This is a genomic window from Streptomyces sp. Ac-502 (assembly GCF_045222935.1).
GTDB lineage: Bacteria > Actinomycetota > Actinomycetes > Streptomycetales > Streptomycetaceae > Streptomyces > Streptomyces monomycini.
Genome location: NZ_JBHFFO010000012.1, coordinates 82,911 through 95,153 on the forward strand (window position 1 = coordinate 82,911; position 12,243 = coordinate 95,153).

Here is a 12,243-nt window from a genome sequence, read left to right on the forward strand (position 1 = left end):
GATCCCGCACGGCGGGCGCCGGCGACGGCGTCGCGCCCGCTGGGCGAACCCCTTCTCGCGTCATGCACGGCCTCTACAGGGGCCATGCAAATGCTGTGCGGCGACCAGCCACACACGTCCCACGCACCCCAACAACCGACTCCAGCTGACTCCGTCGCCAAGACGCGTATGTACACGTGCCTCTCCCCCACCCGACGACCGAAGACGCCCCCAGCACCAAGCAATCGAACTCCCTCGCCTGAGCGAGACAGCCATCGCCCCCGGCAGCGCCGGGGGTTTCGTGCTTCCTGGAGGAGCTCGCCGTGCCCACCTACGAGGTTCTGCCCCGATTCACCGCCGACCTGGACCGCCTCACCCCAGAACAGCGCCGCCGCTTCCGCTGCACCGTCGCGGCCTTCGTCGAGGACCTGCGCACCGGCAGCTTCCGCGCCGGCCTCCGCGTCAAGCGCGTCCAGCGGACCTTCGGCGTCTACGAACTCACCTGGTCCATGGGCACCGGCCCCGCAGGCCGCGCCACATGGGAATTCGGTCCCGAGCGCTGCCCCGGTACCCCGCACATAATCTGGCGCCGCATCGGCACCCACGACATCCTCACCGGCCCCTAGAGCCGCCCTTGGCTGTGTCCTGATCGCACTGTCCTACGCCGATGAACCCGCACTTTGCCCCTCCGTATTGCGCACGAGGCTGCGCAGCGCCGCGGCCATCGTGAATGCCTGCTGTTTCGCGAACGCGCGCCGCGGGGCCGTCTTCGGCTTCAGGCCGGCGCACGGTAGATCTTCTGCGCGGCTCGGCGTCTGGCGATGGGGCCCCAAGATTTCCGGTTGCGGGCGCTCAGGCCGCCGCGCGGCGCCTGCGCAGGGCCGTCACGCCCATCACCGCCGCGCCGAGCGGCATCAGCACCGCCGCCGCGAACGGGAGCCATGGTGTGCCCTCGCCTCGGGACCAGCCGACGATCAAGCCCGCCCACAGAATGACGCCGGCGGGGAGCACCAGCCAGTTCGAGACGGTGGCAGCCCGGGCCGCCGCGCGGTCTCTGCCATACGCCCGCAGCACCTCGCCCACCGCGTGAGGTCCCACCACCAGCAGGAAAGCCACAACGGCCCAGTCCAGACCCTCGCCCCGGCCCCAGTCAACGACGACGCTCACCGCCATGACGCCCATCGCGACAGCGAGGCCCCAGGACAGACCCTTCTTCGCGGCCATACAGCTCACCCCGCCCACAGCACGGCGCGCAGCGTGCCATCGAGACCGGTACTGCGGGCCCGGGCGGAGCAGGCCCGCATAGCGATCTTGCGGTCTTCCCATTCCAGAACGTCCGTCATGCCGGAAGCATATGCAGGGCCGGGTGACCGGACCGGACACCGGTGGCCCTCTCTCGGCCCTACCCATCGTTCCCCAGGTCGTCAGGGTCGCAGGCGTGGCCGTGGTGACGTGGGCTGCTAGGCCTTGGGCAGTGTTATTCCCATTTCGCGCATGGCGTCCGAGGCGGGGCCGCCTTCGGAGCGTTCGGTTTTGTAGCCCTTGACTCCGGGCTGGAGGGTGCGGGGGTCAACGGCTTCGGAGGGGGCGGCAGTGGCGTAGAGCCCTGCGGGTTGCTGGTCTCGGTCGTGGGGGGCGAGCCAGAAGACGCGGCGCAGGTGGGTTCCGGAGGCGCGGGATGCCTTGGCAGTGGGACCGAGGACGGCGTAGCCGACGAGGCGGCCGTCACGGTGGTAGGGGGCTGGCGCCGCCGACTGGAGACGCGGTCCAGGGTCTGGCGGACGTAGTCGAGACCGGCGATGTCCTCCAGCCACACGAGGTCGGTTTCGTGCGTGAGGTCCGCGGGATCGATCAGGGCGCTCACGCCTGCTCCTCGGTGATGTCGGCGATCAGTCCGATGCCTGGGTAGTACTTCTTGGAGTTGGAGGTGGCCATCTCCTTCGGCGAGGTCATGCCGAGGGTCTCGCGGACGCGGCCGGCGAAGGCTCGGGAGGAGACGGGGGTGGCGCCTTCGGCTTCGCACCAGCGGGCGTAGGCGAGGTAAAGGTGTTTTTGCTCGGCGCGGAGCCCGGCTTCGATTTTGCAGGTCTCGGAGAGGAAGCGTCCCATGTGATCCTCTGTCTCTGCGTAGGCCGTCGTGGCTACCCGTACCCGTTCGGGGCCGGTCAGATCCTTCTCGCCGGCGAGGTAGCGGGCGGCGCCCTCGACTAGCCAGGCGAGGATGCCGGGGCCTTCCTCGCGCACCAGGATGTCGGCCAGGTTGTCGACCTTGCGGGCGTCGGGGACGACGCGTTCGAAGGGGACCAGGCGCATGCGGCGCCAGAAAGCGAAGCCGCCGGTGCCGACCTCGGGGCGGTGGTTGCCGAGCAGGAACAGCTTGTGGGTGGGCACGAAGGAGAAGAAGTCCTGCCGCATCCGGCGGGCCTTGATGATGTCGCCGCCGGTCAGGAGTTTGACGCGGGACTCGTCGAAGCGGTCCCCGGCTTTGAGCTCGGAGCAGACGATGACGCGGCGGCCGTGCAGTTCGGCCAGGTCGGTGGGGTGGCCCTCGAACTGCTTGGCCATCAGGAAGCCGGGCGGGGCCGCGTCGGCGTAGTCGCCGAGAAGCTTGACGATGACGTCCAGCAGGACGCTCTTGCCGTTCTTGCCCATGCCGTACAGGAAGGCGAGGATCTGCGCGCCGACGTCGCCGGTGATGGAGTAGCCGAGCAGCAGGTGCAGGTAGCGGATCATTTCCCGGCCTTCGGTGTCGCCGCCGAAGGTGTCGGTCAGGAACTGGTCCCAGCGCGGGGTCGCCATGGTGCGGGGGGCGGTGGTGGTGGAGCGGGAGTGGAAGTCGTGGTGCGGATCGGGGGTATTGATGTGGCCGGTGCGCAGGTCGACGATGCCGCCGGGGGTGCACAGGACGTAGGGGTCGGCGTCCAGGCGGGAGGCGTCCAGCAGCATGCCGTGGGCGGAGCGGGCCTGGTGGAGCATGGACTTGATGCCGGAGGTGGACATGGCCCGGCGGCGTTCGCGGCGCAGTTCGGTGTCGGTGTAGGTGCCGCTGGGGTCCTTGGTGGCCAGGGATTCGGCCATGTCGCCGGCGGCCCATACGACGGTGTCGTGCTCGTCGGGCTCCCAGCGGTACTCGCTCCACTTGTACCAGCCCAGGCCGTTGACGTGCCGGTAGTCGCCTGCGTAGAGGTGCGCGAAGGTCTTGGCCATGCCGCGGTCGGTGAGCGAGTCCGGCAGCAGGCCGGTGTCGGTCGTGCGGAAGGGGGCCTGCCCGCCCGGGGAGGGCGGGGCGCTCTGGGCGGGCAGCAGCGTCGCCGGGGTGGCAGCTGCGGGTTGGGGGTGGCTGGGCCGGCCTGGCTGAGGATCGCGCGGGCAACCGCGGCCGGGTCGAAAGCACCGGCGTTCACGGGCGGCCTCCGGGGAAGAGGGGGCGTCGGGCACCGGCGTTCAGGCCGCTGCGGATGATGGATGCGGAACGGTGGTGCTGGCCGGGTCGGGCGTGTTCGGCGGCGGCGCTCAGGGCCTGCTCGGCGGCGGCGTACGTCAGCAGGCCGGAAGCGATGAGTCCCCCGGCGGTGAAGGCCGCGCGGTTGAGCTTGTCGGAGAAGCCGGTCCCTTCGGTCGCTGCCGCGCAGCCGACGACCTCCGCCAGGACGGTTTCCAGGGCGCTGGCGGCGGCGTTCCGGCCGCCGCCGGCCTGGACGACCGCCTGGCGGGCGCGGGACGGCACCTTCGGCACCGCGGGGACGCTTTCTGGCGCGGGCCGGTCGAGGTGGCCGGTGCGCGTGAGGTCCTCGGCCAGCCAGGGCGGCAGCGGCGCGGGGGTGCGGCACTCCCCCAGCGGGGTGTAGGTGCCTTGGGCGGTTGTGGTGCCGGGGGCGACGATGTAGCCGCCGCTGCCGCGGACGTCGACCTGCCAGGCCAGCGCGCGGCCGGTGCTGGAGCCGCTGGAGCACAGCCAGCGGCGGCCGGGGCCCGCCTGGTACCAGACGTGCAGTCCGCCGGAGGGGTGCGCACGCGCAGGGTCTGCTCGTCGTCCGCGGGGCTGGGCTGGCCGCGCAGGGCGGCCAGCACCGCCAGAGTGTGGAAGCCGTTCTCCAGTCCGGTCAGATCGACGTGGTCGCCGACCGGGATGCCGGGCCAGAGCCCGTCGCGCGCCGGCACCGGGACGGTGTGCGCGTCGATGTCGATGACGACCAGGCCTGCGGCGCCGCAGGCGACACCGACACCGAAAGTTGGGCGGGTGGACCACCAGGAGTCGATGAGCGCCCGGTCCAGGGTCGCCGCGTGGAAGCCGTGGCACCAGCGTCCGCTGGTGAGGCAGGGGCAGTCGGTGTGGCGGTGGCCCGGCAGGGAGCAGACCCGGCAGTTGGCGGCCGGTGTCTTGCGTCCCGGGGCCAGGGGTGGACAGGCCAGCCTGCTTGCGCGCACCAGTGGGCGATGGTGCGCGGGTCCGGGCTGAGCGATGTCGGGTGGATGATGTCCTCGGTGCTGCTGCTTGTTCGCTTCGGTTGCTGCCAAAGCTGCAGGTCATTGCCTGTGCACTCGGCGGTCAGCGACTGAAGCGACTGTAGTTCGGAATCGGTTGCACCACACAGTAGCGAATCACTGCGGCCGTGGGTCACAGGTGCCCGGCGTGGCGGGCGGCCCGCGACCGTTTGTATGTACGCAGACTGGTTCAAGCGACTGAAGCGACCGAAGCGACTGAGGTCTCAAAGTAAGAAAAAGGTTTTGCCTTCCGGCGGCATGACACTCCTGCGTCCGAGTCGCTTGGGTCGCTGTGCGGCCAGGCAGGGGGCGTCTGACCGAAGGCAGAGCTCTTCCGCCCCGCCCGGACGGGGCGGAGTCGGGGCCTCCGGCTCGGTCGCTGCCGGGCGGCAGCGACCGAGCGGCAGCGGCAGGTCCTTCCAGCGACCGAAGGAACGCCGTCTGCCGTGCAGGAGGTGCCCCGCGGTGACTCCGCAGAATCTGGCAGGGACTCGGACGCTTCAGTCACTGCCCTTCAGTACTGAACAAAACCGCTGGTCAGAGGCGGTTTCGCCGAGTCTTAGCGACTGAAGCGACTCAAGTTCGGGATTATGAAGACATTTTCCTGCGCGCGTGTGCGCGTCATAGATACCAGCCTTCAGTCGCTTCAGTCGCTTTTTGGTACCTCAGGCCTTGTTCACCTGCGGTTTTTTCGGGTGGACGGAACAGCGACCGAAGCAGCCCAGTCGCTGAGGGCCGAGTACGGTCGCTGCTCCGGCTGGCTGCGCTTCACAGGTGAGCGACTGGCCGTCGCCGTGTTCCCGGGCCCGCGTTCCGCCCTTCGGGCTCCTGGAGGGCTCCGGTGAGTTTTCAGGGGCAGCTGCCGGGTGCGTAAGGATCAGGGCTGAAGCAGGTTCCGCGATGCGCTGGACGGACGGACGGACGGACGGACGGCCAGGCGAGGTGGCGGTGGCTGTCCGGGCAGGCCCGCTGCTTCCCGGCGCCAGGCCTCCTACAGGACAGGCGAACGCGGTGTGACCGACGCGGCAATGGAAAGTACGGTCCACAGAGGTCGAGCGATGGCTGGGGACGCCTGTCACCACCGCAGGCGGATGATGCGGTGACCTCCACCAGACGGCGTCGGCCGGCGCCGGGCAGGCCGTGGTCCTGGTGGCAGACCGTGACGCGGACGTTTGCGGCTGGAACTGTCCGCCGGCCTGGAGCGACCGAAGCAGAGCGGGGCGACCGCATCGGCCGCATCACCGGCAGCGGAGAGATCGCCGAGTACCGCCTCCCGCCACCGTCGTCCGAGCCGCGCGGCATCAGCCTGGGGCCCGACGGCGCTCTGTGGGCATCCCTTGGGACGGGTGGAATCGCACGGGGGGGACCGCAGCCGTGGACGGAAACTGCCCAGGGCAGCCATATGCCGGTGCCGCGTCACACCAGACGCCGGCGTGGTCCGATCGGCACGCCGCATCTGCCCTGGTTCACGCCTGAACCAAGCCCATTCACCCTTTGCGCCTGCAACATTTCGTAGCCGGGGAACTGACTAGTTCGGTTGGCCCGTTCCGCACAGTGGAGTGCCTGGTGCGACGCGTAGGCTGCCCTGGAGGCGCGGTCGCAGCAGCCGTCTCAGTCGTCGGCGGCTAGGAGGAGGGTGAGGGTGCCGAGGCGGCGGTCGAAGCACGAGTTCATGAAACTCGATGTGGATGGGGCCGTAGTCGTGGTGTGCGTCCTCGGGGAGGGCTCCGAGCGCTTAGCGGCTCGTCGCCTGGCGGATGGGGGTGTAGACCGCCTCGCGAAGCTTCGCGTCCAGTCCTGGGGGAAGTGGGACACCGCTGGTGGCCCACGTGTGCATCGTGGCGGCCGCGCTCGACGGGCCGATGGCCGCGTAGGTGCCAGGAGTGATCCGGTCCGCCCACCACTGTCCGTGGCGTGGTTCGAGCCAGACGCCGGCTCCGTCGTAGGTGTCCCGGAACTCCGGGTGAGCGATCAGGGCGGTCAGCAGGTGCTCGTCGGTCGGCGAGCCGGACGGCAGGTGGAAGCGCTTGATGTGCACCCACCGGAATCCGTGGCCTCGTCCGTCCGGGAAGCCGAAGTCCTTGAAGTTGATGAAAGGGCTGTCCCAATGGGTGAGTGCATGGTGCATACGGTCAGGATCACTCAGCGTCCCGGACGGGCAAAATCGCTGACGAGGCGCACCGGCGCTGCCGTGGGCCGACCGCGACGCTCCCCGGCTGGATCAAACGCTCGGGGCCGCATCGGATGTTCAGTCACAGCGGCGGGGGCCTTCGGATAGTTCTGATGGCCTTCCTTAGGATCGTTCTCAGCGAAGTAACGGAGAATGCCTCCGTTTGGTGATCTCGAGGTCGGCCCGGGCGGTCGGTGGAGCGTGTGACATCACTGGTGCCGTCCGGAAGCGGGGCCGGCTGAGTCGCGGAAATCGGCCACCTTTCAGGCGTTACCTCACTCGCCCAGCCGCGCAGTGATGATGCCTCGTCGCCCCCGCCCAGTGCCCGCTGTCCCTTCCACGGACGTGCCGCGTTCGAACTGCTTCGCAAGAGGACTCCCGCTTCAGTGCCTCTGCGGTCCCTGCCTGGCAGGTGCGTCAGAGTTCGGAAGTCCAGACGCCGACGGGGTGCTCCTGTGGTGGCAGCCACAGTTGAGGCTGTGATTCTCGGTGCCCCTGCTCGGCCGGACTTTCCCAGTGAAAGCGGCCTCCGGCGTCGGACCACGCAACTTGGAGGACGGTGAAGGGAGGCCGCCGATAGAAGCTGATGGCCCGCCCGAAAAACGTCCGGTACCAGCGAAGGTCGGCGTTCCTGAGGGCGACTTGGCGGCCGTCGGCAACACCTTGATGATGCTGGCCGTCCCGAAGCGAGGCGCCCAAGGCCGCCCTGCGTCCGAGGGCGTTGAGCAGGGCGTGCATCGCGTGGACATCGCTGAGGCCGAACACCGCGAGTTCGGGTGCACCATGGGTATGCGCCAGGCCGATCGTGTAGGCGAACCCCGGACCGAGCTCGTCTTCGGGAACCATGACGACGTGCCAGCCGTGCTGCAGCACATTGTCGATGACCGCCAGGTCCAGCCGGTCTGCCGCGGCACGGTCGCCGTAGTCGTGGCAGAGGACACACCGGCACGTGAAGGGATCACCAGTCATACGCGGAGGCTACGGGGAGAGCATATGGGCCGAGCAGCCGGGCTCGTGTCCGGCCCACGGACCGAACAACCGGTTGCTCTCCGGCCGCTCCCCAAGATCTGCGCCGAGTCCCCGGAGAGTGACACCGCCGCCGCGAATCCGGCCACAGCTCTAACGCCTGGTGTCCGACGCTCACACCCCCTCCTCAGCAGTCCCGTAGCACACTCGGATTCGACGTCCCTCTGCCTCAACCTCGTCCGGCCATGCGCCGCTCCGCCGCTGAAACTCCTGGGGCGGTGCGTATGCCGTCGGCGCTCTCGACGAGCAGCGTCAGCAGGCGGCGAATCGAGCCGAAGAACAGGCTCGGGCATGCGCAGCCAGAGTCAGCACCTGGTGTGGGCCCAGGACAGGGGGCCAGTCCCACGAGCCCAGACTCAACGTGGCGAGTCGGTCACCGGCCCTTGTCCGCCGGTGGGGGCTCGCATGGTACGAGTCCGCCTCAAGGACCGAGGCGATCTTCCTGCTCGTGGCCCTGGCAAGCTCTCTCGACTGTGTACCTCCGCCACATACCCTCTTCGGCTCGTCCCTGGGCGCCGTAGCGAAGACGTTCCGCAAGGGGCTCTTTACGAAGCTCGGCTCCACCTCCGGAGTTCCGGAGCCCGCAGTGCCTCGGCACCGGGACGACTACTGACGCTGCTGCGTGCCCGGTTCGCCGTCCGGCTGCGGAACCTCTTCGAAGGAAGCAACTCCCCTGCTCTTCGAGAAATCCCGCACTCGTCGACGGAGATCTCGTCTGCCATCGCCAAGAGATGATCCGATCCGGACAGGCCGGAAGGGGGCAGGCGACTTCGTATGCGGACAGCGCCTGGGCGAGGAAAAGCATCTGAGCAGTGGCCAGCCGGTGCGAGGACAACCAAGGGGCCCGGCACTCATGGGGAAGCCCGGTGACAGTCCCCAGATGGGTGTCACCGGGCTTCCCCATGAGCAGTCCCTGCCGGACGCTATCGCCCCAGGCGTCGAGTCACGCTTCACGCGTTCCTGCGGGGCTCGGCGCCGCGGTCGATGAGGCGGAGCATCAGCTCTTCGATCTCCGCGGGGAGCATCCGCTCCATGACCAGGGCTGCCATCGCCGCACCACTCCCCCACGGCATCTCCGAGACCAGATCCACCGTCGTGCTCTCGGAGCGTGGCTTCGGTACGTCCTCGGCCCCGTGCTGCGTCTCGCTCGGCTCCTGGCCGTCTATTACGCCGTAATAGCCAGAGGCATCCCCGCTGGCGGGGGTGGCGGAGGAGGCGCGCTTCTCACGGGAGTCAGGAGCTGGGCTTCCGGCGTCAGCTGCCTGCGGAGCCGGGGGCTCTTTGCGCTTGCGGCCGGGCTTCTTGCGTGCCGGCTTCTCGCTGGCCTTGCGGGCTCGTTCCTCCTTCAGCTTCTCCAGTTCGGTCTGCTGCTCCCCGACTGGCTTCTTGCCCACGGCGCGTAGCAGCTCGATGGGCTCCTTGCCGATACGGTCTTGCAGTTCCGGGGCCAGGTCCAGCAGGGCAAGCCGCTGGGAGACCCACGCCTGAGAGCGGTGCAGCCGCTGCGCCAGGGCTCCTTGGGACTGGTGGATCTCCATCAGGCGTTCAAGGGCCCTGGCCTCCTCCATGGGAGCCAGGTCCTTGCGGTGGATGTTCGCGACCAGGGCGGACTCCAGCAGTTCGTCTGCTGTGCTGCCTTGGGTGTCGTCGACCATCACCTTGAGCTCGGCCAAGCCGGCTTCCCGGGCAGCGGCCACACGGCTGCTGCCGTCGACGGCCACATAGGTGGTGCCGTCTTCGATGCCTCCGGCCTTGTCGGGATTGGCCGCCTCGTACGCGTCCCGGTGCATCACCGTGACCGCTACCTTCTGGCCGTGATCCCTCAGGCTGCTGGCCAAGTCGGTCAGATCACCGAGAGCCTCCCGGGGGTTGTCCGGGTTGAGGCTGATCAGCTCCGGGGCGAGTCTGGCCGGTGGCGCGACGCCTTCCGTGGGGGCCCCGGTCGCCGCGGCGACGGCGGCCCGGCGCCGGCTGATCGGCCGGGCGTTGCCGAACGAGGTGCCGGTCCCGAGCTGGTCCGCGACGCGGCTCATGAGATCTCCCGGGCGAGGGCGCGCATGGTGACCGCTTGCTCGCTGCGTGGCGCGTACGACAGAAGCGGCTGCTTGAGGCGGACGGCCTTGCGCTGTTCGGTGAGGTCCCCGATGACGGCGACCACGCGTGGGTCCTTGATGTCGAACCAGGCCTGGAGGGAGGAGGTGGCGACGTAGCCGCGGCGGGGGTCGTAAAGGTTGACCACGATGCCGAGGTAGTCGATTTCGATGCCCATGTCGTCGCGCAGGTCCTCGATCTGCGCGACCAGCAGGTCGTAGGCGTCGGCGGAACTGTCCTCGGCCTGGACGACGATGAGGACACCGGAGGAGCCGGACGGTTCCTCTTCGCGGCGCCGGCCGTAGTAGATGGCGGTGTCCATGCTCAGCCCGAGGCTGGGCGGGCAGTCGATGATGATTTCGTCGTAATCGGCTTCCAGAGGGGCCAGGGCCCGTTCGAGGGCCGCCTCCCGGAAGCGCACCTTGGACAGCGCGACGTCCAGGAGGAAGCCGTCCTGGCAGCCGGGCAGGAGATCCAGGCGGCCGCCGAACCGGTCGTCGGCGATCGGCACGACGAGGTCCTTGATGTCGCCCTTGGCCTCACCGCTCATGTGCTTGGACAGGCTTTCGCTGTCCATCGGGATCTCTTCCTGGCCCAGCTGCTTGGTCAGGTGGCGCTGCGGGTCGAAGTCGACGAGCAGCACCCGCTTTCCCGGTCCGGGCAGTTCCTCCACTTCGAGGGGGTCGTTCGTCTTGCCCGGCAGTTTCTTGCCCGGTTCCTGCAGGAGGGCCGCGAGGTGCTTGGAGATGCGCACCGGGTGCAGGGCGTCGCGGTCTTCGGAGAGTGCCTCGCCGAGGCCGGCCGCGACGGCGGTCTTGCCGACGCCGCCCTTCTGGTTGCACACGACGCGGCGTCGGGGGTGGATGGGGCGCTCGATGTCGGGGGCGGGGTTGGCGTCGAGCCACAGCTGTACGGACTGGGCGAGGCCCTGGATCAGGGAGACACGACGGTCATTGCAGCTGTCCTTGAACTCGTCCCACTGGCCTTCCGGCAGCCAGGTGGAGAACGAGTCCGCGTTGGTGGTGTCGACCTGCTGGGGGAGTGAGGCGAGGGCACGCCAGGCGGTGATCGCTTGCTCGACCGCGGTCTGGATCTCGATGCCGTGCTGGGCGGAGCGGATCTTGAGGTTGTGCCGCATGTGACCCGGCAGCTTGGACACGACCTTTTCGCGGTCGGAGGAGGTTGGGGAGGTCATGGCCGATACCTTACTAACGCCAGAGCGCTCCTGACACACCGACACGTTAGCTAAGGTCGTTCACCACTCTGACGTATTACGCCGTAATAGGCCGGTCGCCACATTCGCTCTTCCGGTACGGCTGGTCTCTCCCCTCCCGTCGTGCCCTCGTGCAACCTGGGCAGTCCCGCTCCTTTGCAGGCAACTGCCGTGGTGTCCCGGTCATGCTTGTCTCGCTCGGTACTGCCGCCTGCTTCGCTGACGCCCCTGGACGAACGGTTGGCTGAAGCCGCCGCGATGACGGTATGTGGAATCTGCGGATGCCCGGCCGGACTCCCGCCGCCAGAGCGAGCAGTTCCACAACCTGCACTGGCGGGCGACCAGGGAACGGAGCACCCCACCGCTGCCCGCATAAGCGGCTTCGATGTCGCCCACGGTCAGGACCGGCTGGCTACTTCGCTCGCTCATCGACCACTGGTGGGCACCATTCCACGAGGCCGGACGAGACCGGCCCGGCACCGCACTGACTGGCTGGGTCCGCCTGCACGCCGACTACTCCTGCCCACAAGCACTGCAGACAGGATCCTTCAACATCCAGAGCAACACCGTCCGCCCGCTCGCGCAAGTCTGCGCTCACTGCACAGAACCGCTCGCTACCGACATGCAGTCTTCCGGCATCCGGCTTCTGGCCTGACCCCGGCACCCCGACGCCTCGAAGACGCGCCCGGGCTTGATGCCTGGAGATCGGGGGACAGGCTCAGAACCTGCGTTTCACCTGACTTGGGCACCGAAGGCCAGGGGCTTGCTTCATCCAGGCTTACCCGGGACAGGACACTGACGTATTACGCCGTAATAGCCGCTCGTCTCATTCGCCCTCCGGTACGGGTGGCGTCTCCGGCCGGAGACTCATCAGGGGGTACGTAAGGGTGCGGTGCCGAACGGCAACGTCGGCACCGTTCACGTACTCATCCAGCCCGCTGTTCCGTGAAGGCAGCGGAAGCCGCGTGCTGAGGATGGCGAAGCCGCATGCGCGACGCCCTGCAGCGTTGCCGCCGCCACTGAGGAAGGAAGCCAGGGCGGCGCCGGGGGCAAGAGCGATGATGCAGCGACGCTACCGTCGGACGTGCTTGCTGCTCGACGGTCCGCCCTGGGCGGTACGTGCCGCCTCTCTGCGTGGAGCGTCACGACGGTCACTGCCGCCGTGAAAAGGGTGACAGAACCGGTCGGGTTCCCGCTCACATCGCGCCGGGATGTCACAGGCCCCAACTCCCGGGCTCTTCGCGGTCTCCTATTACGCCGTAATAGGAGACCGCGAAGA

The 12,243-nt window shown here is 68.6% G+C and carries 7 protein-coding genes and 3 pseudogenes; 2 read left to right on the top strand and 8 right to left on the bottom strand.

Going from position 1 to position 12,243, the window contains the following annotated elements; translation table 11 throughout:
* Positions 1 to 302 precede the first annotated feature (302 nt).
* Positions 303 to 605: a hypothetical protein gene (locus ACEXOX_RS47250; RefSeq protein WP_406527137.1), complete on the top strand. Its 303-nt coding sequence runs from the start codon at positions 303 to 305 to the stop codon at positions 603 to 605.
* 226 nt (positions 606 to 831) lie between these two features.
* Here the strand turns inward: ACEXOX_RS47250 and ACEXOX_RS47255 are convergent, their stop codons facing one another.
* From ACEXOX_RS47255 to ACEXOX_RS47270, 4 genes and pseudogenes are all read right to left on the bottom strand, one after another.
* On the bottom strand, positions 832 to 1,203 hold the full coding sequence (locus ACEXOX_RS47255) for a hypothetical protein (protein WP_406527138.1): 372 nt from the start codon (positions 1,201 to 1,203) through the stop codon (positions 832 to 834).
* 236 nt (positions 1,204 to 1,439) lie between these two features.
* Positions 1,440 to 1,843 (bottom strand): annotated as a pseudogene (locus ACEXOX_RS47260) (DUF6009 family protein).
* On the bottom strand, positions 1,840 to 3,186 hold the full coding sequence (locus tag ACEXOX_RS47265; RefSeq protein ID WP_406527139.1) for a phage/plasmid primase, P4 family: 1,347 nt from the start codon (positions 3,184 to 3,186) through the stop codon (positions 1,840 to 1,842). The pseudogene ACEXOX_RS47260 and the gene ACEXOX_RS47265 overlap by 4 nt, the downstream one beginning before the upstream one ends.
* A 193-nt stretch (positions 3,187 to 3,379) precedes the next feature.
* Positions 3,380 to 4,418 (bottom strand): annotated as a pseudogene (locus ACEXOX_RS47270) (bifunctional DNA primase/polymerase).
* Between the two features lie 1,274 nt (positions 4,419 to 5,692).
* Here ACEXOX_RS47270 and ACEXOX_RS47275 point away from each other — a divergent pair.
* Positions 5,693 to 5,824 (top strand): annotated as a pseudogene (locus ACEXOX_RS47275) (virginiamycin B lyase); the annotation flags it as partial.
* A gap of 375 nt (positions 5,825 to 6,199) precedes the next feature.
* Here the strand turns inward: ACEXOX_RS47275 and ACEXOX_RS47280 are convergent.
* The 4 genes from ACEXOX_RS47280 to ACEXOX_RS47295 form a co-directional block, all read right to left on the bottom strand.
* A complete protein-coding gene (locus ACEXOX_RS47280; protein ID WP_406527140.1) occupies positions 6,200 to 6,592 on the bottom strand; it encodes a hypothetical protein in 393 nt (130 codons plus the stop codon).
* Between the two features lie 459 nt (positions 6,593 to 7,051).
* A complete protein-coding gene (locus tag ACEXOX_RS47285) occupies positions 7,052 to 7,603 on the bottom strand; it encodes a DUF4262 domain-containing protein (RefSeq protein ID WP_331788996.1) in 552 nt (183 codons plus the stop codon).
* Positions 7,604 to 8,610: 1,007 nt separating this feature from the next.
* On the bottom strand, positions 8,611 to 9,693 hold the full coding sequence (locus tag ACEXOX_RS47290) for a ParB/RepB/Spo0J family partition protein (protein WP_406527141.1): 1,083 nt from the start codon (positions 9,691 to 9,693) through the stop codon (positions 8,611 to 8,613).
* Positions 9,690 to 10,946 carry a ParA family protein gene (locus ACEXOX_RS47295; RefSeq protein ID WP_406527142.1) on the bottom strand — a complete coding sequence of 419 codons (1,257 nt, stop codon included), beginning with the start codon at positions 10,944 to 10,946 and terminating at the stop codon, positions 9,690 to 9,692. Before ACEXOX_RS47295 ends, ACEXOX_RS47290 begins: the two co-directional genes overlap by 4 nt.
* Positions 10,947 to 12,243 lie beyond the last annotated feature (1,297 nt).

What these genes read in the sequence shown, in the direction of transcription:
- ACEXOX_RS47265 (WP_406527139.1), bottom strand. Translation starts at nt 3,186, where the DNA reads ATGGCCAAGACCTTCGCGCACCTCTACGCAGGCGACTACCGGCACGTC.
- ACEXOX_RS47290 (WP_406527141.1), bottom strand. Translation starts at nt 9,693, where the DNA reads ATGAGCCGCGTCGCGGACCAGCTCGGGACCGGCACCTCGTTCGGCAAC.
- ACEXOX_RS47280 (WP_406527140.1), bottom strand. Translation starts at nt 6,592, where the DNA reads ATGCACCATGCACTCACCCATTGGGACAGCCCTTTCATCAACTTCAAG.
- ACEXOX_RS47295 (WP_406527142.1), bottom strand. Translation starts at nt 10,946, where the DNA reads ATGACCTCCCCAACCTCCTCCGACCGCGAAAAGGTCGTGTCCAAGCTG.
- ACEXOX_RS47285 (WP_331788996.1), bottom strand. Translation starts at nt 7,603, where the DNA reads ATGACTGGTGATCCCTTCACGTGCCGGTGTGTCCTCTGCCACGACTAC.
- ACEXOX_RS47255 (WP_406527138.1), bottom strand. Translation starts at nt 1,203, where the DNA reads ATGGCCGCGAAGAAGGGTCTGTCCTGGGGCCTCGCTGTCGCGATGGGC.